This window comes from Pseudoduganella sp. GCM10020061, from assembly GCF_042683405.1.
Taxonomy (GTDB): Bacteria; Pseudomonadota; Gammaproteobacteria; order Burkholderiales; family Burkholderiaceae_D; genus Telluria.
The window spans coordinates 88,002-112,208 of sequence record NZ_JBHUJS010000011.1 but is presented as its reverse complement, the minus strand read 5'-3'; the positions used below and the strand labels follow the sequence as shown (position 1 = coordinate 112,208).

Genomic DNA, 24,207 nt, shown 5'->3' with positions numbered 1-24,207 from the left:
TGTGCCAGCACTAACGGTATTACTGAAGACTGGGAACGGTCCCTTTTTGGGGGACGGTCCCCATCCCTGCGTTAATCCAGCTTGGCTGCGTGCTCGCGCGTGGCGTGGAACTTCAGCTTCGGCCAGCGCTCCTCGGTCAGGCGCAGGTTGACGCCAGAAGTCGCCAGGTAGGCAAGATTGCCGGCCGCATCGTAGGCCACGTTGTGGCCGAGCGCAGCTTCGAAATCGGCCAGCGCCTTCTTGTCGTCGCTGCTGACCCAGCGCGCGCTGCTGATGCTGGTGCCCTCGAACACGGCATCGACGCCGTATTCGTTCATCAGGCGGCTCGCCACCACTTCGAACTGCAGCACGCCCACCGCGCCCAGGATCACGTCGCTGCCCAGCACCGGCTTGAACACCTGTACCGCGCCCTCTTCGCCCAGCTGCTGCAAGCCCTTCTGCAGCTGCTTGAGCTTGAGCGGGTTACGGATCCGCACCGAGCGGAAGAAGTCCGGCGCAAAGTACGGAATGCCGGTAAAGGTCAGCATCTCGCCTTCCGAGAAGCTGTCGCCGATCTGCATGTTGCCGTGGTTCGGCAGGCCGATGATGTCGCCCGCGTATGCTTCTTCGACCTGCTCGCGCGACGATGCCATGAAGGTCACCACCGACGACACCTTGATTTCCCGGCCCAGGCGCAGGTGCTTGACCTTCATGCCGCGCTCGAAGCGTCCCGAGCACACGCGCAGGAACGCGATCCGGTCGCGGTGCGCCGGGTCCATGTTGGCCTGGATCTTGAAGACGAAGCCGGTGAACGGTTCCTCGGTCGGCTGCACCTCGCGCACGGTGGCGTCGCGGCCCTTCGGCGCTGGCGCCCAGTCGACCAGCGCGGACAGGATCTCGCGCACGCCGAAGTTGTTGATCGCAGAACCGAAGAACACCGGAGTCTGCACGCCGGCCAGGAACTGCTCCAGGTCGAACGGATGCGAGGCGCCGTGCACCAGCTCCACTTCCATGCGCAGCTGCTCCATCTCGAGCGGGAACATCTCGTCCAGGCGCGGGTTGTCGATGCCCTTGATGACTTCGAAAGTCTGGTCGGCCTTTTCTTCGCCCGGCGTGAACAGCATCACTTCGTCGCGCATCAGGTGGTACACGCCGCGGAAGCTCTTGCCCATGCCGATCGGCCAGGTCACCGGCGCGCACTGGATCTTGAGCACCGACTCCAGCTCGTCAAGCAGTTCGAGCGGATCGCGCGTCTCGCGGTCCATCTTGTTCATGAAGGTGACGATCGGCGTGCTGCGCATGCGGCACACGTCCAGCAGCTTGATGGTCTGCGATTCCACGCCCTTGGCCGCATCGATCACCATCAGCGCCGAGTCGACCGCGGTCAGCACGCGGTAGGTGTCTTCCGAAAAGTCCTGGTGACCCGGGGTGTCGAGCAGGTTGATCACGTGGTCGCGGAATTCGAACTGCATCACCGACGATGCCACCGAAATGCCGCGCTGCTTTTCGATCTCCATCCAGTCGGAGGTAGCGTGTCGCGCGCTCTTGCGCGCCTTGACCGTGCCGGCCATCTGGATCGCGCCCGAGAACAGCAGCAGCTTTTCGGTCAGGGTGGTCTTACCCGCGTCGGGGTGGGAGATAATGCCGAACGTGCGGCGGCGCGCCACTTCGCGCGCAATCACGGCCTGCGGTTTGCTGGAAGGCGCGACAGGCGCCTGGGTGGATTCGAGCTCGTTCGACATATTCGCGCCCTCTGCGGGCAGTGCGGGGAAACCTGCAATTCTACCGCGAAGCACCCCTGCCGCGCCACTGGCGCCGCCTGCCCGGGCCGGGGAAGCCCCTGCTGATGCGTCCGGCGCCACATTGTCAGCTTCCTGTCAGCATTTCCTCAGGGAAATGACAGGAACTTCGATTAGACTACGGAGTAAATGATGCCCTACAACAACATAAGGACCGCCATGCACCTGAGCACCCGCCTGCCGCGTTCGCGCGGATTCACGCTGATCGAACTGATGATCGTTTGCGCCGTGGTCGGCATCCTGGCGGCGGTCGCCTACCCGTCCTACACCCGCTACGTGCAGCGCGGCCACCGCGCCGCGGCGCAGGCGCACCTGGTCGACCTGGCCCAGCGCCAGCAGCAGTTCATGGCCGACTCGCGCAGCTATGCCGACACCGTAGCCGCCCTGAACATGACCACGCCGGCCGAGGTGGCACGCCACTACGAGATCGAGATCGAAACCGGCGACGGTCCCCCTCCCGAATTCACCATCACCGCCAGTCCGGTCGAAGGCGGCGCCATGGCCGGCGACGACGCGCTGACGATCGACAACACCGGCGCGAAGACCGGGCCATGGTAAAACCCTTCACATCGCCGGTCCGCCAGCGCGGCGTCAACGCGGTCGAGCTGATGACCGTGCTGGCCATCGTTGCCGTACTGGCCGGCGTGGCCGCGCCAGGGATGACCGACATGGTGGCGTCCCAGCGCGTGAAGGCGGCATCGAGCGACATCCACACCGCACTGCTGCTTGCGCGCAGCGAGGCAATCAAGCGCAACACCGAGGTGGAAATCAGTCCATCGCCGAACGGATGGGCGGGCGGCTGGACCATTTCGGATGGCGGCGACAGCCCGATCGGCGCGCAGGGCCGGTATTCCAACCTGACCATCAGCGGTCCCGACTCGGTGGTGTACAGCGGCACCGGCCGCCTGTCCGGCGACACCGCCCCTGAGTTCGAGCTGGGCGCCGAGTCCACCGACAACGTGCGCTGCGTGACGGTCGACCTGTCGGGCCGCCCGGCCATCAAGAAAACCGCGTGCTGAGGACCATATGAACCATTTCAATCACACCGCGCTGCGGCGCGCGCGCGGCACCAGCCTGATCGAGGTGCTGGTCACGCTCGTGATCGTGGCATTCGGCCTGCTCGGGGTCGCGGCCTTCCAGGCCAAGGCGCAGGTCGGCTCGGTCGAGTCCTACCAGCGCGCGCAAGCGATCATCCTGCTGGACGACATGACCAGCCGCATCAACGTGAACAGCGACGCGGCCGCCGATTATGTCGGCACGTTCGGCACCGCCGACGAACAGCCGGCCGACTGCTCGGAAGCGGACCCCGGCGTCGACCGCGACCTGTGCGAATGGAGCGCCGCGCTCAAGGGCGCCGCCGAAGTGGACGAATCGGGTACGCAGGTCGGCGGCATGATCGGCGCGCGCGGCTGCATCGAGCAGGTGACCATCGCCAACCCGGCGCCGGGCGTGTGCACGCCGGCCGTGTACCGCGTCACCGTGGCCTGGCAGGGCCTGCACGAGACGCGCGCACCGGCGCTCAGTTGCGGCAGGAACGCCTACGGCACCGACACCTTCCGCCGCGCGATCAGCTCGCGCATCACCGTCGGACTGACGACCTGCTCATGAAGGGCCCAACCATGCGCCAGCCTGCCCGCCGCCAGAGCGGCTTCACCCTGGCCGAACTGATGGTGTCGGTTGCGCTCGGCCTGATGATCATCGCCGGCATGACCACCCTGTTCGTCAACAATAACAATGCCCAGGCGGCGCTGGAAACGGCCAGCCGCCAGGTGGAGAACGGCCGCTACGCGATGCAGCTGATGGGCACCGACCTGCGCAACGCCGGTTTCTACGCCGAGTTCGATCCGACCGTGCTGCCGGCGCCGGCCACCGTGCCCGACGCCTGCAGCGTCGACATGGACGAGGTCAAGGCGTCGCTCAAGCTGCACGTGCAGGGCGTGGACAATGCCAGCGCCACTGCGCTCGCCTGCCTGGACGACATTGCCGCGGGCACGGACATCCTGGTGGTGCGCCACGCGAACACCTGCATCGCCGGCGCGGAAGACTGCGAGGCGGTCGCCGACGGCGGACCGTTCCTGCAAGCCTCCCTGTGCGACAACGTGTCGGAGCTGAACTCGGGCAACCCGGACACCTTCTTCGCCGTGGGCACCGACGCTGCCGCCCTGCCCCTGACCCGGCGCGACTGCGAGACCGCGGCGGCGCTGCGGCGCCTGCAGGTCCACATCTACTACATCGCAGCCAACAACGAAGAAGGCGACGGGATCCCGACGCTCAAGCGCGCCGAACTGCGCTCCGACGGCGAGGCCGCGTTCCGCATCGTCCCGCTGGTGGAAGGCATCCAGAACATGCAGCTGGAGTACGGCATGGACACGGACGCCGACGGCGCGGCGGACTCCTATGCGACCGACCCGGCCACCTTCAATGGCTGCGCGCTGGCCGCATGCGCCATCACCAACTGGAGCAACGTGCTAGCCACCCGGGTGAGCCTGCTGGCCCGAAACACGGTCCCGACCGCGGGCCACACCGACACCAAGACCTACCAGCTCGGCTACCTCAGCGACGGCACCGCGAACACGGTGGCCGCCGCCAACGATGGCTTCAAGCGCCACGTGTTCCAGTCGCTCGTCAACCTGCCCAACCCCACCGGAAGGAAAGCCCCATGAGGCGCACCACCATGCACCGGCCATTGGCCCGCCAGCGCGGCGTGACGCTGATTGTCGGCCTCATCATGCTGGTGCTGATCACGCTGCTCGCGCTCACCACATTCAATATGAGCCGCTCGGGCATCCAGGTGGTGTCGAACATGCAGGCCAAGGCCGAAGGCGAGACCGCCGCGCGCCAGGTGATCGAGGAGACCATCTCCAGCACGCAGTTCTTCGCCACGCCGGGCAACTCTCTCGACGAACCGTGCAACGGCGTCCCCAACACCCGCTGCGTCGACGTCAATGGCGACGGCACCCAGGACGTGAAAGTGGAGCTGACCCCGGCGCCCGCCTGCATTCGTGCCCGCAGCGTGATGAATACCCAGCTCGACGTCTCGGACGAAGAGGACGTGGGCTGCGCGCTCGGCGCCAGCCAGAGCTTCGGCGTATCCGGCAGCGTGACCGGCGAATCGCTGTGCGCGGACAGCCTGTGGGAGCTGAACGCGGTTGCCACCGACACCGTCACCGAGGCCAGGGTCGAAGTGACGCAGGGCGTTGCAGTGCGCGTCGCGCGCGACGACATCGAAACCAGCTGCCCTGAATAAGCAGTCAAGGAGAATCAAGCATGCACACCATCTTCCCACGTGCCTTCGCTGCCGCGCTGGCCGCCGGCATCGCACTGGCGCCAGCCATTTCGCGCGCCGACGACATCGACATCTTTACCGGCGCATCGGCCGGCGCCGCGGTCAACCCGCGCATCCTGATCGTGCTCGACAATACGTCGAACTGGTCGCGCCAGTCCCAGCAGTGGCCCGGCGGGATCACCCAGGGCCAGGCCGAAGTCAGCGCGATCAAGAAGGCCATCACCAAGCTGAATGCCAACGTCAACGTGGGCATCATGGAATTCGTGCCGGGTAACGTCGAGGGCGGCTACGTGCGGCATGCCGTCTCGCCGATGAACGACGTGAACAAGACAGCGCTGAAGGCGAAGCTGGACACGATCTACGCCAACATTAACTCGCCAACCGAAAAGCGCAACTCGAGCGCGCCGTATGGCACGTTGATGCGGGACGTCTACAACTACTTCGCCGGCGCCAATTCCACGGCCGGTTCCAACACGCCGTCCGGCACCGCCGACGCCAATGGCTACACCACCCTGTACAGCAAGTTCAAGGCGCCGCTGACCAACGAGGCTACCTGCGGCCGCTCGTTCATCATCTTCATCGGCAACCCGAATTCGTCCGGCCCGGATTCCGACCCCAGCTCCAATACACAGGCGCTGGCGGGGCTGGGCGGCATCACCGCGCAGCTTGGCCTGCCCGCCTTCACCTCCAGCAAGATCCTGGTTCCTGCATCGGTGGGAACCACCACCGCCTGCTATGCAAACCAGCAAGCGGCGGAGGCGGAACTGCCGGCATTCGCGACCAAGTGCGCCGCGTATTCGGAGGGATGCTCGATCGGCGCCCCGGTCCAGCCGGCTCCCCTCACCTGCGCCCCGAACACCAGCACCTACCATGTGATCGGCACCAACGAGGAAATCACCAACGTCGCCACCGGCGGCAGCTCCACCGATACCCGTCCGATGAACGCGGACGAATGGGCGCGCTTCATGCACGACAAAGGCGTGCCGGTAGCCGGCAGCGACGTTCGCCCGTACGTCACCACCTATACCATCGACGTGTACAACAAGCAGCCTAACGCGGTGCACACCTCGCTCCTGCTGAGCATGGCGAAGGTCGGCGGCGGCAAGTACTTCGCAGCCCAGAGCGAACAGGCCATCATGAATGCGATGGAAGAGATCCTGGGCGAAGTGCTGTCGGTGAATAACAGCTTCGCCTCCACTTCCCTGCCGGTCAACGCGACCAACCGCTCGCAGAACGAAAACCAGGTGTTCATCGGGATGTTCCGTCCGGATCCGGACGCAAGCCCGCGCTGGTTCGGCAACCTGAAGCGCTACCAGCTGATCAGCCGGGGCGACACCATCGAGCTGGGCGACGTGACCGGCAAGCTGGCGGTTAACACGCTGACCGGCTTCGTGACGCCATGCGCGATCTCCTACTGGACCAGCGGCAGCGGCAATTACTGGGCGGGCCTGGGCATCAACCCTGATCCGGCCGGCAGCTGCACGGTCGCCGATGCGTATTCCGATTCGCCCGACGGCCCACTGGTCGAGAAAGGCGCCGTGGCACAGGTGCTCAGGAACGGCAACAATCCGCCCACCACGACTGCCTCGCCGACCTATGCTGTCAACCGCACCATCTACACCCAGGGCACCAGCGGCCTGACCGCGTTCAATACCACGTCCAGCAGACTGTCCGACAGCGTCGTGCGCTTCATCCGCGGCGAGGATGTCAATAACGAAAAAGGCACCAATTCGCTGACCACGACCCGGCCATCGATCCACGGTGACGTGATCCACTCGCGCCCCCTGCCGATCAACTACGGCGGCACGACCGGCGTGGTGGTGTACTACGGCGCCAACGACGGAACGTTCCGTTCGGTGCACGCCGCCACCGGCAAGGAGAACTGGGCGTTCATCGCACCCGAATTCTTCCCGCGCCTGGAGCGCCTGAAGACCGAAACGCCGCAGCTGAACTATCCGACGGCGAGCGGGCCGTCGACCTCGGCGACCGCCATGCCGAAGGACTACTTCTTCGATGGCTCCACCGGCGTCTACCAGAACGCCGACAGCTCCGCAGTATGGGTCTTCCCGACCATGCGCCGCGGCGGCCGCATGATCTACGCCCTGGACGTGAGCACCCCGACCGCACCTGTATTCAAGTGGAAGGCGGGCTGCCCCAACCTGACCAACGACCTCAATTGCACGGACGGCATGGAAGGTATCGGCCAGACCTGGTCGACCCCTGCGGTGGCATTTATCAAGGGGTTCTCCACCGAGACCCCGGTGATTGTAGTGGGCGGTGGCTACGACAGCTGCGAGGACGCCAACCTCAAGCTGCCGGCCTGCAGCTCGACCAAGGGCGGCTTCGTCTACGTGCTGAACGCCGACACGGGCGCGCTGCTGGCCAGCTTCCCGACCGCGCGCGGCGTTGCCGCCGACATCTCGCTGGTCGACATCGACAACGACGCGATGCCCGATTACGCCTACGCGGCCGACATTGGCGGGAATATCTACCGCATCAACTTCATCGACGGACCGGAGACCCGCGAGGCGCTGGCGCGCGAGGACTGGGCTGCCTACAAGGTTGCCTTCACTTCGGGCGACGGCCGCAAGTTCCTGTTCGGCCCCGCCCTGTTCGCTGCGCGCAACAAGGTGTATATCGCCATCGGCAGCGGCGACCGCGAGCATCCGCTCGCCTGGCAGTACCCGTACAACGAGGTGCGCAACCGCTTCTACGTCCGCCTGGACGACCTGACGGTGTCGAACAGCGAACTGGCGTACGACCTCGACGAAATGTCCGACTACAGTGCCAACACCACGTGCAGCTCGCCGGGCGTGCTTCCGACCGGGAACCTGGCCGGCTGGTACATGGATCTGGCGCAGGGTGAGCAGGTGGTGACCAGCGCGCTGATCGCCAGCGGCATGGTTACCTTCAGCACCAACCGGCCGATGTCGGGCTCCTCGACCAGCTGCTCGGCGGCGCTGGGCGAAGCGAAGGGCTACTGGGTCAACCTGTTTAACGCATCGGGCGGGATCGGCGTGGACGGCACCTGCGGCGGACAGCGCTCATCGATCTTCATCGGCGGCGGCCTGCCTCCATCGCCGGTGATGGCGTCGGGCGTGCCGGTGGCGGGACGTGCGGTGTCGGTGGTCATCGGCGCCGTGCAGAAGAGCGGCGGTGCTTCGGTCGCGATCAGCCCGCAGAAGATCCGTCCGGCGATCAACTCCAAACGCAAGCGCTCCTACACCTATACCAAGTAGTGGAGCAAGACGGTCCCTCCCGGGGACCGTCCCTACGGCGCGGGAAAGCGGACGGTGAACACCGCGCCCGTGCCACTGGCCGGCGCGCCCACCTCGATACCGGCCCGGTGCACCCGCGCGATCTCGCGCACGATCGACAGCCCCAGCCCGCTGCCCTGCACCTGGTCGCTCAGGCGCACGCCACGCGCGAACACCAGCGCCCGCGCGGCCGGCGCGATGCCCGGCCCCGAATCCTCCACCGACAGCAGCGCGCAGCCATCCGGCAGCGGCGCGACCCGCACCGTGACGGTACCGCCCTCGGGGGTGTAGCGCAGCGCGTTGTCGATCAGGTTGTCGGCCAGGTCGCGCAGCAGGAAGCGGTCTCCTGCCACCTGCGCCGGCTCCAGCTCGAAGCCCAGGTCGATGCGCTTGTGCGCCGCCCGCTCGACAAAATACTGCACCGGCTCGGCCACCAGCGCCGCCAGGTCGAGCGGCACCAGCGCCGGGCGCTCGGCCTGGCCGGGTTCGGCACGCGCCAGGGCCAGCAGCTGGTTGGTCTGGCGCGTCATGCGTTCGGCCAGCGATTGCATCAGGCCGATCGAATGGGCGGAGGCGCTGTCGGACGCGTGGCGCGCGGCCAGCCATTCCAGTTGCAAGGTCAGGCCGGCCAGCGGGGTGCGCAGCTGGTGCGCGACATTGGCCAGGAATTCGTGCCGCGCCTGCGCCCCGGCAGCCACCTTGTCCAGCAGTTCGTTGAATGCGCCCACGACCGGCGCCAGTTCGCCAGGCACCGCATCTGGATCGAGATGGGACAGGTCCTCGCCGTCGCGCGCCTTGAGGCTGGAACGCAGCCGCGCCAGCGGCAGCAGGCCGGTGCTCACGGAAAACCAGATCAGGCCGATGACGGCCAGGGTGAGCAGCGCCTGCAATGGCACCAGCGCACGCAGGATGGCGGAACGGGTTTCCTCGCGCTTGCGCAGCGTGGTGCCGACCGCCACCTCGGCGCCCTGCCCGCCCCCGTTCACGTCCACGACGGCGATGCGTACCGGCGCACCGCGCATGGTGCTGTCGAACGCGCCGGCGCGTCCCTGCGGCGCTGGCGGCAGCGCCGGGAAATCGGCGTCGCCGGCCAGCGTGCGGCCGGCGCTGCGCACCACGAAATAAATGTCGTCCGCGTCGTCCGCGCGCAGGATCTGCTCGGCCTGGCGCGGCAGGTCGATCGCCAGTCCGGCAGGCCCACGGGTCACGCGCGCGGCCAATGCACCGGCGCTGTCGGCCAGGCCGCGGTCGAGCGCCTGCTGGGCCGGCAGCCAGGCCAGCAAGTACATCAGGGCGCCGCCGGCCAGGTTGAGGAGCAGGATCGGACCGATCAGCCACTTGAGCAGCCGCAGGCGCAGGCTGGTCATGGGGCGGGCAGCGGCTCGATCAGGTAGCCGAATCCGCGGATGGTGCGGATCGATACGCCCGCATCCTGCAGCTTCAGGCGCAGGCGCGAGACATAGACTTCGACCGCGTTCTGGGTCAGGTCGTCGCCCCAGGGCAGGATGGCGTCGATGATTTGCTGCTTGGACACCACGCGCTGCGGGTGCTGCAGCAGGTATTCCAGCACCGCCCATTCGCGCACGGACAGGTCGAGCGGGCGCCCGGCGGCATGGGCGCGCTTGGCATCGGTGTCGAGCGACAGCGCGCCCATCGCCAGCACGGCCGGCCGCGGCGCGTTACGGCGGGCCAGCGCGCGGATGCGCGCCACCAGCTCGGGCGTGGCAAAGGGTTTGACAAGGTAATCGTCGGCGCCGTTTTCCAGTCCGCGCACCCGGTCCTCGACCGCATCGCGCGCTGTCAGCAGCAGCACCGGTACCGTACTGCCGCGCGCGCGCAGGCGGCGCAGCACTTCGAATCCGTCGATCCCGGGCAAGCCGATGTCGAGCACGGCCACGGCCACGTCGTTGCGCTGCAAGCGCAGGTCGGCATCCAGGCCGTTACCCACAACATCGGTGGCGATCCCGTGTCCCGCCAGCACGCGGCTCAGTCCATCGGCCAGCACCGCGTCGTCTTCCACTAATAGAACTTGCATGAGCTTAATCGGGTCCAGGGGGGCGTAGCGCATTATATGCGACATTTTCTTTCCTACGAACAAGCCGCCTCAAGCGGCAAAAATCGTGGTTTTCTTGCGGCAGGGGCAACGAAAATGGTGTTTTGTCCAGTAGGACTACGCTGACAAATCAGCATGCGACGGGCCTACACACGGGCGACGGCTAATCTTATGTTCGCAAAGAGACTATAGCTTTAATGTACACACATCGACGCTTCAAACCCGGTCGTTTGACTGGTCGTGTCAACGGGAAAGCTGATGTCCCGCACGTACATTAGAAAGATAGTGAGGATAATATGAACAACCCACAACTCGGTGGTACCGCACAGAAGAATCATTCGGTGTCACAGGTTCCGCTAGGCAGCCAGGAACCAGCAGTTGCGTCCAAACCTGTCGTCAGCTACAGCGGCACCCAGCAGAACGAACTGCTGGCAGCACTGCCGCGCCAGGACCTGGAATCGATGTTCGAACACCTCGAACTGGTCAACATGCCTTTCGGCAAAGAGCTGTTTGAATACGGCAGCAAGCTTGAATATGTGTATTTCCCCACTACGGCCATCGTCTCCCTCGTGTATGTGATGGAAGATGGCGCCACCACCGAGATCGCCGTGGTCGGCCATGAAGGCGTGGTCGGCGTGTCCCTGTTCATGGGCGAGCGCGCCATGTGCAGCGCAGTGGTGCAGAGCGCGGGCTACGGCTACCGCCTCAAGACCCAGTTCCTGCGCGATGCATTCACCAAGGGCGGCGCCCTGCCCCAGCTGCTGATGCGCTACACCAATGCCCTGTTTGCGCAGATGGCCCAGAACGCCGTCGGCGGCCGCCACAGCTCGATCGAGCAAAAGCTCTGCCGCTGGCTGCTGGACCGCCTGGACCGCTCGCCAAGCAACGAGCTGAAGGTGACCCAGGAACTGATCTCTATCATGCTCGGCGTGCGCCGCGAATCGATCACCGCAGCGGCCGGCAAATTGCAGGACGATGGCCTGATCACCTACCGCCGCGGCAACATCACGGTAATTGACCGTCGAGGTCTGGAAGAGTATGCGGGCGAGTGCTATAAGGTTGCGAAGACGGAGTATGACCGTCTCCTGACTGACGTAGCCCGCTAACAGCATCAGCGGACGGCGCCGCGCCGGCGTCGTCCCGGTTCCCCAGCGGAACCTGCGCAGTCACCCGAGTGCCCACGTTGTTCACCCCGCGCTCGACTTTGAAGGTCCCTCCCAGCAGTAAAGCCCTTTCGCGCATGCCCACAAGGCCGTGCGATTTGGGCTTGGCCGCTGCATCGCCGTCGATTCCCACACCGTCGTCCGACACTTCCAGCGCGAGCAGGTCGCCTTCGCGCGCCAGGTGCACCGTCACATGCTGTGCCGAGGCGTACTTGGCCACGTTATTGAGCGACTCCTGCACGATGCGGAACACCGCGATGGCGCTGGAAGGTGCAGCCTGGTCCACCGGGCCGTCCACCAGCACATCGCAAGCCAGTCCGGTCGTTTCCGCGAAATCCTTGCCGTAAGCGTCCAGCGCGGCGGACAGGCCGAGGTTGTCCAGCAGGCTCGGGCGCAGGTCCTCGATGATGCGGCGCTTCAGCTCGACCGTGTCATTCAGCGTGCCACGGGCATGCTCGAGCGTGGCCGCCAGTTCCGGGTGGGTATGCTTGAGCCTGGATGCCACGGTCATCAGGTTCATGCTGATCGAGGTCAAGTTAGCCCCCATCTCGTCATGCAGTTCACGCGCCAGCTTCGCTTTTTCCACTTCCGCCACATTGATCAGGTGGCGCGACAGCACCGACAGCTGTTCGGTACGCTGCGCAACCGTCGTTTCGAGCGTCTCGTTCGAACGCTGCAATGCGCGCTCCGCTTCCACGCGGTTGGAATAGCTGTCCTGCACCAGGCGATAGAACAAGAGCAGCACGAGGATTGCGCCGACGCTGATACCAATGCCGATCAGCACGCCGTTGCGGTACTCCAGGTAGAAGCTGTCGCCGCGCCGCGCGATCAGCTCGTTCTGCTCCTCGACCATGATGACGGTGAGCAGGCGGATCTCGTCCATCACCGACTTGTCGTCGGTGACGCTGGCGATCTTGACGATGTCCTGCAGTCCGCCGACCTTGTAGACCTCGTGGATGTCGTTCAGGTTGGCTAGCTTACGCGTCAGCAGTGTGCGCAGCTGAGCCAGGTTGCGCTTCTGCGAAGGCGAACCGGCGAGCAGTTGGTCGAGTTCGCGCAATTTCGCATCGATCTCACCGGGCGCCGCGCGCCAGGGGCCGAGGTAGGCTTCCGATCCGGACAGGAAATATCCGCGCAGGCTGCTCTCGGCATCGGTGACGATGACATTCAGGTACTGGAGCTTGTCGACTGCGCGCGCGTTGGTGACCTGGGCGGCATTGGCCTCGCGCAGCGACTGCAGGTTCATCGACAGGCTGACGGCGTTGGCAATCAGGATCAGCACGCAGATGAGCAACAGGCCGGAGGCGTACACCGGCAGGCGTGGCCGGTCTTGCGATTTGGTGGAAAGATACATCATCGTTCCCTGTGGCTGGCGAAACGCCCGTCCAAATCATTATAGACCGCGATGGTGTTGCGTGCCGCCAAGCAGAACGAGTTGCCCGGGAGCTGCCCGCAGAGGCCAGGGCCGGAGCGGGGCAGTCCCTCTCCCCTTAATCGAGGAGGTTGTTTTTCATGGCGTAATAGGTCAGGTCGCTGTTCGACTGCAGGCCCATTTTTTCCATGATACGGGTGCGGTAGGTGGAGACGGTCTTGATCGACAGCGACAGGGCCTGGCCGATGTCGGACACGGTCGCGCCCTTGGCAAGGCGCAGGAAGACCTGGAACTCGCGGTCCGACAATTCCGTGTGCAGCGCGGTGTTCGGATCACGGTCGAAGCTCTGCGCCAGCAGTTCGCCAACGGTCGAGCTGACGTAGCGGCGGCCCTGGTACACGGTGCGCACGGCCGTCTTGAGTTCGTCGGCGTCGCATTCCTTGTTCAGGTAGCCGTTGGCACCCATCTTGAACAAATTCAGGGCGTACTGCTGCGCCGGATAACCGGACAGGATCAGCACCGGCAGGTTCGGCTGCCCCTGGCGGATGGTGCGCAGGATATCGATGCCGCTCTGGTCGGGCATGGCGATATCGAGCAGGAGCACATCGCAAATCTCGCGGCGTGCGATGTCCAGGGCCTCGCGGCCCGTGGCGCCTTCGGCGACAACGCTGAAGTCCTCGGACTCCGAAAAAATCTGCTTGAAACCTGCTCTTACAATCTGGTGGTCGTCACAAATGGCAACGCGAATCATATCTTCCCTTAATTTTTCCCGAATAGGAAAGCGTCCGGACCTGGCAATTCAGCCGGACTGCATATGCGTTGTTATCGGTACTCTGGCAACTTTATCATTCTAGCACTCCCAAGCCGCCACACATGTTCGATTGTGCGCTTGCGGACTTATGAGCGGCCCTGAAGCAATTCCAATATGGCGGTCAGTTCGCGCCGAATCAAGTCCCGGTCAAGCAGCGGATCGCTGACGGCGGGAGCGGCCTGCATGTCCTCGGCCATCTCGATGGCTTCGTCGGCGATCTGGAGCGACACTTCGTTGATGCGGCTGTCCAGGCGGTTGCGCGCTCCACTGATGGTGAAGCCCTGTTCATACAGCAGTTCGCGGATGCGGCGGATCAGCAGCACCTCGTGGTGCTGGTAATAGCGCCGGTTGCCGCGGCGCTTGACCGGTTTGAGCTGCGTGAATTCCTGTTCCCAATAGCGCAGCACGTGCGGCTTGACGCCGCACAGCTCGCTGACCTCGCCGATCGTGAAGTAGCGCTTCGCGGGGATCGAGGGCAATACGGCGGCTTTCGCCTCCGCCTTGAGGGCTCGGTCGGTCATGGATTATCAGGCAGCGCGGGCGAGCGGGTTGGTTTCTTCGACCATGCCCTTGAGTTTCTGGCTGGCGTGGAAGGTCACGACGCGGCGCGCCGTGATCGGGATCTCCTCGCCGGTCTTGGGATTGCGGCCCGGGCGCTGCGGCTTGTCGCGCAGCTGGAAGTTGCCGAAGCCGGACAACTTGACCGATTCGCCACGCTCGAGCGCGTTGCGGATCTCGTCAAAGAAGGTCTCGACCATGTCCTTGGCCTCGCGCTTGTTCAGGCCGACCTGCTCGAACAGCAGTTCGGCCAGCTCGGCCTTGGTCAAGGTCGGGAGTTCTTTTTCCGCCGCCTGGCGTACCTGCGACACCTGCATGGCGCGCTGCAGGTTCGCCAGGACGGTGGAATCCACGTCGTTATTAGTAATTTTGAAGCCCTGCCTATTCGTGGTTGTCAGGAGCGCGGCTTGGCGCCGCTCAAGCTTGCTGCGTTGACCATCGCGGCCATGACGGCCTCCACGATAGTCTCCTGCAAAGTGTTTTGAGTATCTTGCAAGCTAAAGCGGAACGCAAGACTTTTTTCGTCCGCTTCGAGTCCCTTGCCACGATATTCGTCAAACAAAACAATGGCTTGCACGATCCGCGCTTCGGCCGTGGCCTGCCGCGCCGCTTCGAAGCGGTCGAGCAGGTCCTGGGCCGGAACCGACTGTTTGACCACCAGCGCGAGATCGCGCGTGGTGCCGGGGAACTTGGAGATTTCCTCGTAGTGCGGGACTGGTCGTTGCTGGAGCGCAACAGCATCCACCTCGAACAGCACCGGCGCATTCGGCAGGTCGTACTTCTGCATCCAGCGCGGGTGCAGTTCGCCGATCCAGCCGATTGCCTTGCCGTCGAGTTCCACGCGCGCCGAACGGCCCGGATGCAGGGCCGGATGCTCGGCTTTGGCGAAGCGCAGCTGGCGCGGTGCGAACAGCGCTTCCAGGTCCGCCTTAACGTCGAAGAAATCGACGTTGCGGGTCGGCTGGCCCCACTGCTCGTCGGCCACCGGGCCGTAGGCGATCGCGGCAACACGCTTGGGCTGGTCGAATCCGGCCACGGACAGCGGACCGTCCACGGCGTCCTTGTTGCGCAGGAAGACCGCGCCCGTTTCGAACACGCGCACGCGAGGCTGCTTGCGGTTCAGGTTGTAGCGCACGTTGGCGACCAGGCTGCCGATCAGGGTCGAACGCATCACCGACAACTGGCTGGCGATCGGGTTCTGCAGGCGGATCTGGTCCTCGTTGCCGGCGAAGTCGCTTTCCCACGCGGACTCCACGAAGCTCATGTTGATCACTTCCTGGTAGCCCAGGTCGGCCAGCTGGTGGCGCACCGCGAACAGCGAGCGGGTGTTCTCCGGCTCGAGCAGGATGTTGTTCGGCGCGACCGGCGGCTTGGCCGGAATGTTCTCGAAGCCGTACACGCGCGCGACTTCCTCGATCAGGTCTTCCTCGATCTCGATGTCGAAACGGTAGGACGGCGCGGTCACCGCGAACACGCCCTCTTCCATCGTGAACGGCAGCTGCAGGCGCGTGAAGATGTCGGCCACGATCGCATCGGTGATCTCGACGCCAATCACCTTCTGCGCACGCGCGGTGCGCATCTTGACCGGCGTGCGCACCGGCAGGTTCACGACCTGGTCGTCGATCGGACCCACGCGGGTTTCGCCGGTGCCGCAGATTTCGACGATCAGCGCCGTGATGCGCTCGATGTGCTCCACGGTGGTGGCGTAGTCAACGCCGCGCTCGAAGCGGTGCGCCGCGTCGGTGGAGAAGTTGTACTTGCGCGCGCGGCCCTGGATCGCATCGGGCCACCAGAACGCTGCTTCCAGGTAGATGTCGGTGGTGTCGAGCGTCACGGCGGTCGAGTCGCCGCCCATGATGCCGGCCAGCGATTCGATTTCCTTGTCGTCGGCGATCACGCCGACCCACTCGTCGACTTCGACCGTGTTCCCGTTCAGGAGCTTGAGCGATTCGCCCTTTTTGCCCCAGCGGATATCCAGGCCGCCATGGATCTTGGCCAGGTCGAACACGTGCGAAGGACGGCCCAGCTCCAGCATCACGTAGTTGGAGATGTCCACCAGCGCCGACACCGGGCGCTGGCCGCTGCGCTCGAGGCGCTGCTTCATCCAGGCCGGGGTCTCGGCCTTCGCGTTCAGCCCGCGGATGACGCGGCCGGTCAGGCGGCCGCACAGGTCCGGCGCGCTGATCTTCGCAGGCAGCACCTCGTCGGTGGTCACCGCCACGGCGCGCGCGGTCGGCACCGACAGCGGCGCGCCGGTCAGCGCGGACACTTCGCGCGCCACGCCCAGCACCGACAGGCAGTCCGCCTTGTTTGGGGTCAGCTTGATGGTGAACTTGAGGTCGTCGAGCGCCAGGTAGTCGCGCAGGTTCATGCCGACCGGCGCGTCGGCCGGCAGTTCGAGCAGGCCGCTCGATTCTTCCGACAGCTTGAGTTCCTTGGCCGAGCACATCATGCCCTGCGACTCGACGCCGCGCAGCTTGCCCACCTTGATCGCGAACGGCTTGCCGTCCGCGCCCGGCGGCAGCACCGCGCCGGCCATCGCGCAGATCGCCTTCATCCCCGCGCGCACGTTGGGCGCGCCGCAGACGATGTTGAGGATGGTGCCGGTGCCTGCATCGACCTGGCACACGTTCAGGCGGTCAGCGTCGGGATGCTTGGCCACTTCGAGGACTTCGGCCACCACCACGTTGTTGAATGGCGGCGCGACCGGTTCGACCTCTTCCACTTCGAGGCCGGACATCGTCAGCAGGTGCGCCAGTTCGTCCGAAGACATCTTCGGATCGACCATCGTGCGGAGCCATTTTTCGGAGAATTGCATAGTCTTGTCTGTCCTCGAATTAGTTGAACTGCTTTAGGAAACGCAGGTCGCCTTCGTAGAACAGGCGCAGGTCGTTGATCCCGTAGCGGAGCATCGTCAGGCGCTCCAGGCCGGAGCCGAACGCGAAGCCGATGTATTTTTCCGGATCGAGGCCGAAGTTCTTCACCACGGTCGGGTGGACCTGGCCGGCGCCGGACACTTCCAGCCAGCGCCCCTTGAGCGGGCCGCTGCCGAACGCGATGTCGATCTCGGCCGACGGTTCGGTGAACGGGAAGTAGGACGGACGGAAGCGCACCTGCAGGTCGTCGGTCTCGAAGAAGGCCTTGACGAAGCTGAGGTACACGCCTTTCAGGTCGGCGAACGAGATGTCCTCGCCGATCCACAGGCCTTCGACCTGGTGGAACATCGGCGAGTGGGTGGCGTCGCTGTCGACGCGGTAGGTGCGGCCCGGCGCGATCACCTTGATCGGCGGCGTGTGCGTGCGCGCATAGCGCACCTGCATCGGGCTGGTGTGGGTGCGCAGCAGCAGCGGCTTGCCGGTGCTGTCGTTGCCCTCGATGTAGAAGGTGTCCTGCATCGAACGGGCAGGATGGTTTTCCGGGCTGTTCAGGGCGCCGAAGTTGGTCCAGTCGGTTTCGATCTCGGGGCCGTCGGCCACGTCGAACCCGATCGAACGGAAGATCTGTTCCACGCGCTCCCAGCTGCGCATCACCGGATGGATGCCGCCCTTGGCACGGCCGCGGCCCGGCAGCGTCACGTCGATCGCCTCGGCGTTCAGGCGCAGCTCGAGCTGCGCGTTCGCCAGCGCGTCGCGGCGCGCGGTCAGTGCGGACTCGATGCGCTCCTTGGCCGCGTTGATCAGGGCGCCCTGCTGCTTGCGCTGCTCCGGATCGAGCTTGCCCAGGCCCTTCATCTGCTCGGTGATCTGGCCGGTCTTGCCCAGGTACTTGGCCTTGGCGTTTTCCAGTGCGGCTGCGTCTTCGGCGGCGAGGAAATCAGCCTGCGCGGAGACGACGAGTTCTTCCAGGGAGTTCATGCTTTTTTTTCCAGTCTGGGAAATCAAAAACGGGACACAGGTCTGCACCGATGTCCCGCTCTTTTCACGCTGCGCCGGGGCGCAGCATTACAGCTTGGCTGGCTTTAGATCGAAGCGAGCTTTGCTTTCACCGCGGTGACAATCGCTGCGAATGCAGGCTTGTCCATCACGGCCATATCGGCCAGGACCTTACGATCCAGTTCGATACCGGCTTTCTTCATGCCGTTCATGAATGCACTATACGTCACGCCATGCTCACGGGTAGCGGCGTTGATACGGGTGATCCACAGGGCGCGGAAGACGCGCTTCTTGTTGCGGCGGTCGCGGTATGCGTACTGGCCAGCGCGCATGACTGCTTGCTTGGCGACGCGATAGACACGGCTGCGGCGACCACGGTAACCTTTTGCAAGGTCGAGGACTTTCTTATGACGGGCACGTGCAGTAACCCCACGTTTTACTCGAGGCATTGTAGCTCCTTTAGTTTATGTGAGATTAAGCGGACGGCATCATGCGGTAGACGCTCGTGACGTCGGACGCATTGATGTTACGGGTACCACGCAGTTGACGCTTGTTTTTGGTGGTCTTCTTGGTCAGGATGTGGCGCTTGAAAGCCATACCCGATTTAACGGTACCACCTGGGCGCACGCGAAAACGCTTCTTCGCGGAGCTTTTGGTTTTCATTTTTGGCATAGTATTACTGTCCTGGCGGACAGCTCCATTATGAACTGGATTGCAGGTGGCAGCCCATTGCTGCTCTTAGATGCCTGCTTTCACAGATCCCGTCCTTGTGAGAACGAGAGCCGGAGAGTGTACCACAAAAGCCCCGCCGTGCGTTAACTCGCCGGTCAGGCGGCGAAGGGGCCGTGCGTGTGGCGTCCGGATACATGGAGCGCGCGAACTGGAAAAATAAGCAAACAAATATAATTTGCATTTTGACGCATTCCGGCAAATATTCATCGGCGACGCCGCGCAGCGACCCCAGCAATTCCGGCCAGATCTGGTCCGACTCGGCGGCCAGACATCCAAAAAAGAATAAAAAATTGATTGAGGATAAGATACGGCTTATTAGGGAGATCGCGCAGAAGAAGGCGAAGGGAGAACCGCATTGGAAATAGAGTGGGTGCACATCATAAAGATCGGAGAGGGCGTGAATGACGTACATTTCGGCATGGGCGTTACCGATCTTTTAGCTTTGGGTTACTCTGAAATTCCTGCACTCTATGATGAGTTTTCGGACGCACGCGCTTTTGCGCGGGATCCAGACAGTACATGCTATGTGAAAGATGACAAGGTAATTCACTTTACTTGTCATGCTAACTGTATTCTGAACAACATCAACCTGATCGGGTGCAGCGAAGGCGAACTCGTTCGAATTCTTGGAGTTCCCGACAAATGGGACGAACCCGTCCTGTATGACGATGGCTCGGTACAGGTCTCGGCAATCTACGAACAGAAAGGATTAGTGATTTCCTTTGAGCAGGAGAAGGTCACATCAATCTCTAGCGTCGCGCCGGACTGATGGATGAGAGGCTGCATCAAGGAAAACGTATCCTGGCGGCTGTTCGTGGCATTCGGGATGCTTTCCCGTCTTTGAAGAGGCAATACTCAAGAAACGAAGAGGCCGACGCTTGTCGATTTCACGCTTTAAAGGTAGGTCGATGGCTCAGTTTCATGTCGGAACCCCTTCTGTGCAATTGGAAGACCACCGGGAGATGGGCGAGGTGATGTAAAGAATATTTGCAAGGTAACCATGCTAGGCAAATAATCTTCACTGACAGAAGAGCACCAGAAGTTACAACACCCCGGCGCACGCCGCGCCGGCACTGGACGCGTGCGCAACACGCATGGGCGTACACTGGCAGGCGCCGTGCGAAAACCGCCGCGTCCACGACTTCCCACTCCATAGCGGCGATTTACCCGAGGAGAATCGACATGCCACAATACTTGATCGAGAGAGGAATCGATGGTGCCGGGAAGATGACTGCGGACCAGCTGAGGGAGGCGTCACGGCAATCCAATGCCGTCCTGGCGGAACTCGGTCCGGACATCAAGTGGGATCACAGCTACGTCGCCGGCGACAAGATCTACTGCGTGTACGAGGCGCCCAGCGAGGAGTTGATCCGGCAGCACTCGGTGAAAACCGGCTTCCCAGCCGATAAAATCACTCCCATCACCGCCGTCATCAGTCCGGCCACAGCCCACTGACGCCACAAAAAGAAAAAGGCAGGCTATGCAGCCTGCCTTTCTGCTTCCGCAGAGCGGATTACTTCTTTTTCTTCGGCGCGATGACCATGATCATCTGGCGGCCTTCCATCTTCGGGAACTGTTCGACCTGGCCATGCGGCTCGAGGTCGGCTTTCAGTCGCTCCAGCATGCGGAAACCAATGTCCTGGTGCGCCATCTCGCGTCCGCGGAAGCGCAGGGTGATCTTGGTCTTGTCACCCTCTTCCAGGAATTTGATCAGGTTGCGCAGCTTGATGTTGTAGTCACCATCATCGGTGCCCGGACGGAACTTGACTTCCTTCACGGCGATGATTTTCTGCTTCAACTTGGCTTCGTGGGCCTTCTTCTGCTCCGAATACTTGAATTTGCCGTAGTCCATCAGGCGGCAAACAGGCGGATTCGCGTTTGGCGCGATCTCCACCAGGTCCACGTTGGCTTCCTCGGCCAGGCGGAACGCTTCGGCAAGGCTCACGATCCCCAGCGGTTCATTGTCCACCCCATTCAAACGCATTTCGGGGGCAGTGATCTCGCCATTGATGCGATGTTGCGACTTATCAGTAGCTATGGTTATTCCTTTAAAAGTCTTAATGATTACCGGTGCGAGGATATCACGCCTTGGTTTCGAGCTCCGAACGGAGTCGTTCCAGCAGTGCATCGACCGACATGACGCCGAGGTCGACATTGCCACGGGCTCGCACGGCCACAGTGTTGGCGTCCCGCTCCTTGTCACCGATAACTAGAATATATGGCAACTTTTGGACGGAATGCTCGCGTATTTTATAGGTTATCTTCTCGTTCCGCAAATCAGCCTGAACGCGGAAGCCGGCCTTGCGCAGGCGCTCCGTCACATCCTTGACGTAATCGGCCTGGGCGTCGGAGATATTCAGGACCGAAACCTGGACTGGCGCCAGCCACAGCGGCATGGCGCCGGCGTAGTTCTCGATCAGGATGCCGATGAAGCGCTCCAGCGAACCGACGATCGCGCGGTGCAGCATGACCGGCACCTTGCGGGTGTTGTCGTCGGCCACGTACTCGGCGCCGAGGCGGCCCGGCATCGAGAAGTCGACCTGCATCGTGCCGACCTGCCATGGACGGCCAAGGCTGTCCTTCAGGTGGTACTCGATCTTCGGGCCGTAGAACGCGCCCTCGCCCGGCAGCTCGGTCCAGCTCACGCCGCACGCGCGCAGCGCCGAACGCAGCGCCTCTTCGGCGGTATCCCAGACTTCGTCGGAACCGATGCGGTTGTCTGGACGCAGCGCGATCTTGACGTCGATGTTCTCGAAGCCGAAGTCGGTGTACACCTCCATCGCCTGCGCGTGGAAGGCGGTCACTTCCGGCTCGATCTGCTCTTCGGTGCAGAAGATGTGGCCGTCGTCCTGGGTGAATCCGCGCACGCGCATCACACCGTGCAGCGCGCCGGACGGCTCGTTGCGGTGGCACTGGCCGAATTCGCCGTAGCGCAGCGGCAGGTCGCGGTAGCTCTTCATGCCGCTGTTGTAGATCTGGACATGGCCCGGGCAGTTCATCGGCTTGAGCGCGTACGAACGGTTCTCAGACTCGGTCGAGAACATGTTCTCGCGGTAGTTCTCCCAGTGGCCGGTCTTCTCCCACAGCGTGCGGTCGAGGATCTGCGGCGCTTTCACTTCCTGGTAGCCGTTGACCTGGTATTTGTGGCGCATGTACTGCTCCACCTGCTGCCAGATGGTCCAGCCCTTCGGGTGCCAGAAAATCAGGCCCGGCGCTTCATCCTGGAAGTGGAACAGGTCCAGCTGCTTGCCCAGCTTGCGGTGGTCGCGCTTTTCCGCCTCCTCCAGCATGTGCAGGTACTGCTCCTGGTCTTCCTTCTTGGTCCAGGCGGTGCCGTACACGCGCTGCAGCATCTCGTTCTTCGAGTCGCCGCGCCAGTAGGCGCCGGCCAGCTTCATCAGCTTGAATACCTTGATCTTGCCGGTCGACGGCACGTGCGGGCCGCGGCACAGGTCCGTGAAGCCGCCTTCGCTGTACAGCGACACGTCTTCGCCTGCCGGGATCGACGCGATGATCTCGGCCTTGTAGTGTTCGTTGATGGATTTGAAGTACGCCACCGCCTCGTCGCGCGGCAGCACCTTGCGCGTGACCGGCTCGTCCTTCTTGGCCAGCTCGGTCATCTTCTTTTCGATCGCGGCCAGGTCTTCCGGCGTGAACGGGCGCTTGTACGAGAAGTCGTAGTAGAAGCCGTTTTCGATCACCGGGCCGATCGTCACCTGCGCATCCGGGAACAGTTCCTTGACCGCGTACGCCAGCAGGTGCGCGGTCGAGTGGCGGATCACGTCCAGGCCCTCGGGGTCCTTGTCGGTGATGATCGCCAGGTCGGAATCCTTCTCGATCAGGAAGGAGGTGTCGACGACCTTGCCGTCGACCTTGCCCGCCAGGGCAGCCTTGGCCAGGCCGGTGCCGATGCTGGCAGCTACCTGCGCGACAGTGACCGGGCCTTCGAACGGGCGCTCGGAACCATCGGGGAGTCGGACTTTCAACATAGTGTTCTCCGGTTGTACTGCTTGGATTGGATGCGGAATGTATGGACGAAAAAAAACGCGGACTAGCCGCGCTTTCTCTCTTTTGTAACAGCCAAAGAAGACCCACCGCCGACTAGCGTCGCTCCCACAACTGCGTTGTAGTTCGCGGTGTCATAACCGTGGTGCCTTTCTCGCTCTTACTGTGTACTGGTGGGCGGTGCAGAATTCGAATCTGCGACCCCTTGGATGTCGACCAAGTATTCTAACCAGCTGAACTAACCGCCCGATGCCCAGCATTATAGAGACTCATTCCGCCCATGACAAGGGTCTTTTTTCGAGCGGAATCAAAACGATGCCAAAGCAGGAACGGAATGCCTGTTTCGATTACACTTTCGCCACTCTCATATTATCGAAACATCCATGGCAGGCCACCACCACCACTCTTCGGCACACTTGCATGCGCACGGCGACGGCGACGCCGCCCACCTACACACGCTCGAAGGCGGCAGGCCGGGCGTGCTGGCGTGGGCGCTCGGGCTCACGCTGCTGTTCGCGGTGGTCGAAGTCATCGCCGGCTTCCTGGCCAACTCGCTCGCGCTGATCTCTGACGCCGGCCACATGGTGACCGACGCTGCGGCGCTCGGCCTGGCCCTGATGGCACAGGTGATCGCGCGCCGCCCGCCGTCGGCCAAGCATTCGTTCGGACTGGTGCGCGCCGAAGCGCTGGCCGCGTTCGTCAACGCGCTGGCCATGCTGGCCCTGGTCGCGTGGATCGGCTGGGAAGCGTTCCAGCGGCTGACCCACCCGACCCCGGTGGCCGGTGCGACCGTCACGGTGGTGGCGGTGATCGGCATGGTCATCAATATTTCGGTGGCATGGTTCCTCTCGCGCGACAAGGACAATGTGAACACGCGCGCCGCGCTGATCCATGTGATGGGCGACCTGCTCGGCTCGGTGGCGGCGCTGCTGGCCGGCGGCATCATCTATTTCACCGGCTGGTACCAGGCCGACCCGCTGCTGTCGGTGCTGGTCTGCCTGCTGATCCTGCGCTCGACCTTCAGCGTGCTGCGCGACGCCTACCACTTCCTGATGGAGGGCGTGCCCCACCACATCGACTACGTGCAGGTAGGCGCCGACCTGGCGCAGGTTCCGGGCGTGCTGGGCGTGCACGACCTGCATGTGTGGGACATGTCGCCCGGCCAGCCGGCGCTGATCGGGCACCTGCACATTGCCGAACTGTCGGACTGGCCGGGCATCCTTGGCCAGGTCAAGGCCATGCTGCTGGAAAAGCACGGCATCGACCACATCACCCTCCAGCCGGAACTTCGCTAACGCCTTACCGGCTGCCGGGCGCATC

The 24,207-nt window shown here is 63.5% G+C and carries 23 protein-coding genes and 1 tRNA gene; 10 read left to right on the top strand and 14 right to left on the bottom strand.

Annotation, left to right across the window (positions count from 1 at the left end; genetic code table 11):
• Positions 1 to 71 precede the first annotated feature (71 nt).
• Positions 72 to 1,721 (bottom strand): peptide chain release factor 3, encoded by a 1,650-nt coding sequence (locus tag ACFSQR_RS14855; protein WP_377730712.1) that lies wholly within the window; start codon positions 1,719 to 1,721, stop codon positions 72 to 74.
• 216 nt (positions 1,722 to 1,937) lie between these two features.
• Between ACFSQR_RS14855 and ACFSQR_RS14850 the strand changes: the two genes are divergently transcribed.
• From ACFSQR_RS14850 to ACFSQR_RS14825, 6 genes are read left to right on the top strand one after another with little or no spacing between them, the layout of a single operon-like run.
• Complete coding sequence (locus tag ACFSQR_RS14850) at positions 1,938 to 2,336, top strand: type IV pilin protein (RefSeq protein WP_377730711.1); 399 nt, start codon at positions 1,938 to 1,940, stop codon at positions 2,334 to 2,336.
• Positions 2,330 to 2,797 carry a GspH/FimT family pseudopilin gene (locus tag ACFSQR_RS14845; protein ID WP_377730710.1) on the top strand — a complete coding sequence of 156 codons (468 nt, stop codon included), beginning with the start codon at positions 2,330 to 2,332 and terminating at the stop codon, positions 2,795 to 2,797. The genes ACFSQR_RS14850 and ACFSQR_RS14845 overlap by 7 nt, the downstream gene beginning before the upstream one ends.
• 7 nt (positions 2,798 to 2,804) lie before the next feature.
• On the top strand, positions 2,805 to 3,386 hold the full coding sequence (locus ACFSQR_RS14840; RefSeq protein WP_377730709.1) for a prepilin-type N-terminal cleavage/methylation domain-containing protein: 582 nt from the start codon (positions 2,805 to 2,807) through the stop codon (positions 3,384 to 3,386).
• Positions 3,383 to 4,441, top strand: coding sequence for a PilW family protein (locus ACFSQR_RS14835; protein WP_377730708.1), 1,059 nt, complete (start codon positions 3,383 to 3,385; stop codon positions 4,439 to 4,441). The genes ACFSQR_RS14840 and ACFSQR_RS14835 overlap by 4 nt, the downstream gene beginning before the upstream one ends.
• Positions 4,438 to 5,025: a hypothetical protein gene (locus ACFSQR_RS14830; RefSeq protein ID WP_377730707.1), complete on the top strand. Its 588-nt coding sequence runs from the start codon at positions 4,438 to 4,440 to the stop codon at positions 5,023 to 5,025. The genes ACFSQR_RS14835 and ACFSQR_RS14830 overlap by 4 nt, the downstream gene beginning before the upstream one ends.
• 20 nt (positions 5,026 to 5,045) lie before the next feature.
• Complete coding sequence (locus ACFSQR_RS14825) at positions 5,046 to 8,303, top strand: pilus assembly protein (protein WP_377730706.1); 3,258 nt, start codon at positions 5,046 to 5,048, stop codon at positions 8,301 to 8,303.
• A gap of 32 nt (positions 8,304 to 8,335) precedes the next feature.
• Here the strand turns inward: ACFSQR_RS14825 and ACFSQR_RS14820 are convergent, their stop codons facing one another.
• Complete coding sequence (locus ACFSQR_RS14820; protein ID WP_377730704.1) at positions 8,336 to 9,688, bottom strand: sensor histidine kinase; 1,353 nt, start codon at positions 9,686 to 9,688, stop codon at positions 8,336 to 8,338.
• Entirely contained in the window at positions 9,685 to 10,356 is a 672-nt protein-coding gene (locus tag ACFSQR_RS14815; RefSeq protein WP_377730703.1) for a response regulator transcription factor, read from the bottom strand. Before ACFSQR_RS14815 ends, ACFSQR_RS14820 begins: the two co-directional genes overlap by 4 nt.
• Positions 10,357 to 10,670: 314 nt before the next feature.
• Between ACFSQR_RS14815 and ACFSQR_RS14810 the strand changes: the two genes are divergently transcribed.
• The gene (locus ACFSQR_RS14810; RefSeq protein ID WP_377730702.1) at positions 10,671 to 11,480 is read left to right on the top strand and encodes a Crp/Fnr family transcriptional regulator; all 810 of its coding nucleotides are present in this window, start codon (positions 10,671 to 10,673) and stop codon (positions 11,478 to 11,480) included.
• Here the strand turns inward: ACFSQR_RS14810 and ACFSQR_RS14805 are convergent.
• The 8 genes from ACFSQR_RS14805 to rpmI all read right to left on the bottom strand — a co-directional run bounded on the left by ACFSQR_RS14805 (position 11,380) and on the right by rpmI (position 18,822).
• The gene (locus ACFSQR_RS14805) at positions 11,380 to 12,894 is read right to left on the bottom strand and encodes a CHASE3 domain-containing protein (protein WP_377730701.1); all 1,515 of its coding nucleotides are present in this window, start codon (positions 12,892 to 12,894) and stop codon (positions 11,380 to 11,382) included. The genes ACFSQR_RS14810 and ACFSQR_RS14805 overlap by 101 nt on opposite strands.
• Before the next feature lie 133 nt (positions 12,895 to 13,027).
• The gene (locus tag ACFSQR_RS14800) at positions 13,028 to 13,660 is read right to left on the bottom strand and encodes a response regulator (protein ID WP_377730700.1); all 633 of its coding nucleotides are present in this window, start codon (positions 13,658 to 13,660) and stop codon (positions 13,028 to 13,030) included.
• A 146-nt stretch (positions 13,661 to 13,806) separates the two neighbouring features.
• Positions 13,807 to 14,241 carry a MerR family transcriptional regulator gene (locus ACFSQR_RS14795; RefSeq protein WP_377730699.1) on the bottom strand — a complete coding sequence of 145 codons (435 nt, stop codon included), beginning with the start codon at positions 14,239 to 14,241 and terminating at the stop codon, positions 13,807 to 13,809.
• A gap of 6 nt (positions 14,242 to 14,247) precedes the next feature.
• Positions 14,248 to 14,595: an integration host factor subunit alpha gene (locus tag ACFSQR_RS14790; RefSeq protein ID WP_377730905.1), complete on the bottom strand. Its 348-nt coding sequence runs from the start codon at positions 14,593 to 14,595 to the stop codon at positions 14,248 to 14,250.
• 77 nt (positions 14,596 to 14,672) lie between these two features.
• Complete coding sequence (gene pheT / locus ACFSQR_RS14785; protein ID WP_377730698.1) at positions 14,673 to 17,096, bottom strand: phenylalanine--tRNA ligase subunit beta; 2,424 nt, start codon at positions 17,094 to 17,096, stop codon at positions 14,673 to 14,675.
• A gap of 19 nt (positions 17,097 to 17,115) precedes the next feature.
• On the bottom strand, positions 17,116 to 18,132 hold the full coding sequence (gene pheS / locus ACFSQR_RS14780; RefSeq protein ID WP_377730697.1) for a phenylalanine--tRNA ligase subunit alpha: 1,017 nt from the start codon (positions 18,130 to 18,132) through the stop codon (positions 17,116 to 17,118).
• A gap of 104 nt (positions 18,133 to 18,236) precedes the next feature.
• Positions 18,237 to 18,599 (bottom strand): 50S ribosomal protein L20, encoded by a 363-nt coding sequence (gene rplT, locus ACFSQR_RS14775; RefSeq protein WP_377730695.1) that lies wholly within the window; start codon positions 18,597 to 18,599, stop codon positions 18,237 to 18,239.
• Positions 18,600 to 18,624: 25 nt separating this feature from the next.
• Positions 18,625 to 18,822, bottom strand: coding sequence for a 50S ribosomal protein L35 (rpmI, locus tag ACFSQR_RS14770; protein WP_026354218.1), 198 nt, complete (start codon positions 18,820 to 18,822; stop codon positions 18,625 to 18,627).
• Positions 18,823 to 19,279: 457 nt separating this feature from the next.
• Here rpmI and ACFSQR_RS14765 point away from each other — a divergent pair, with 457 nt between their 5' ends.
• Together ACFSQR_RS14765 and ACFSQR_RS14760 are read left to right on the top strand one after the other, a co-directional pair.
• Positions 19,280 to 19,651 carry a hypothetical protein gene (locus tag ACFSQR_RS14765; protein ID WP_377730694.1) on the top strand — a complete coding sequence of 124 codons (372 nt, stop codon included), beginning with the start codon at positions 19,280 to 19,282 and terminating at the stop codon, positions 19,649 to 19,651.
• A 413-nt stretch (positions 19,652 to 20,064) separates the two neighbouring features.
• Positions 20,065 to 20,337: a DUF4242 domain-containing protein gene (locus ACFSQR_RS14760; protein ID WP_377730693.1), complete on the top strand. Its 273-nt coding sequence runs from the start codon at positions 20,065 to 20,067 to the stop codon at positions 20,335 to 20,337.
• 58 nt (positions 20,338 to 20,395) lie between these two features.
• Here the strand turns inward: ACFSQR_RS14760 and infC are convergent, their stop codons facing one another.
• The 3 genes from infC to ACFSQR_RS14745 form a co-directional block, all read right to left on the bottom strand.
• Positions 20,396 to 20,944, bottom strand: a complete 549-nt coding sequence (gene infC, locus ACFSQR_RS14755) for a translation initiation factor IF-3 (RefSeq protein WP_377730903.1) — start codon at positions 20,942 to 20,944, stop codon at positions 20,396 to 20,398.
• A 19-nt stretch (positions 20,945 to 20,963) separates the two neighbouring features.
• The gene (gene thrS, locus ACFSQR_RS14750; protein ID WP_377730691.1) at positions 20,964 to 22,871 is read right to left on the bottom strand and encodes a threonine--tRNA ligase; all 1,908 of its coding nucleotides are present in this window, start codon (positions 22,869 to 22,871) and stop codon (positions 20,964 to 20,966) included.
• A gap of 187 nt (positions 22,872 to 23,058) precedes the next feature.
• A tRNA-Val gene (locus ACFSQR_RS14745) sits at positions 23,059 to 23,135 on the bottom strand.
• Positions 23,136 to 23,270: 135 nt separating this feature from the next.
• Between ACFSQR_RS14745 and ACFSQR_RS14740 the strand changes: the two genes are divergently transcribed.
• Positions 23,271 to 24,182 (top strand): cation diffusion facilitator family transporter, encoded by a 912-nt coding sequence (locus tag ACFSQR_RS14740; RefSeq protein ID WP_377730689.1) that lies wholly within the window; start codon positions 23,271 to 23,273, stop codon positions 24,180 to 24,182.
• Positions 24,183 to 24,207 lie beyond the last annotated feature (25 nt).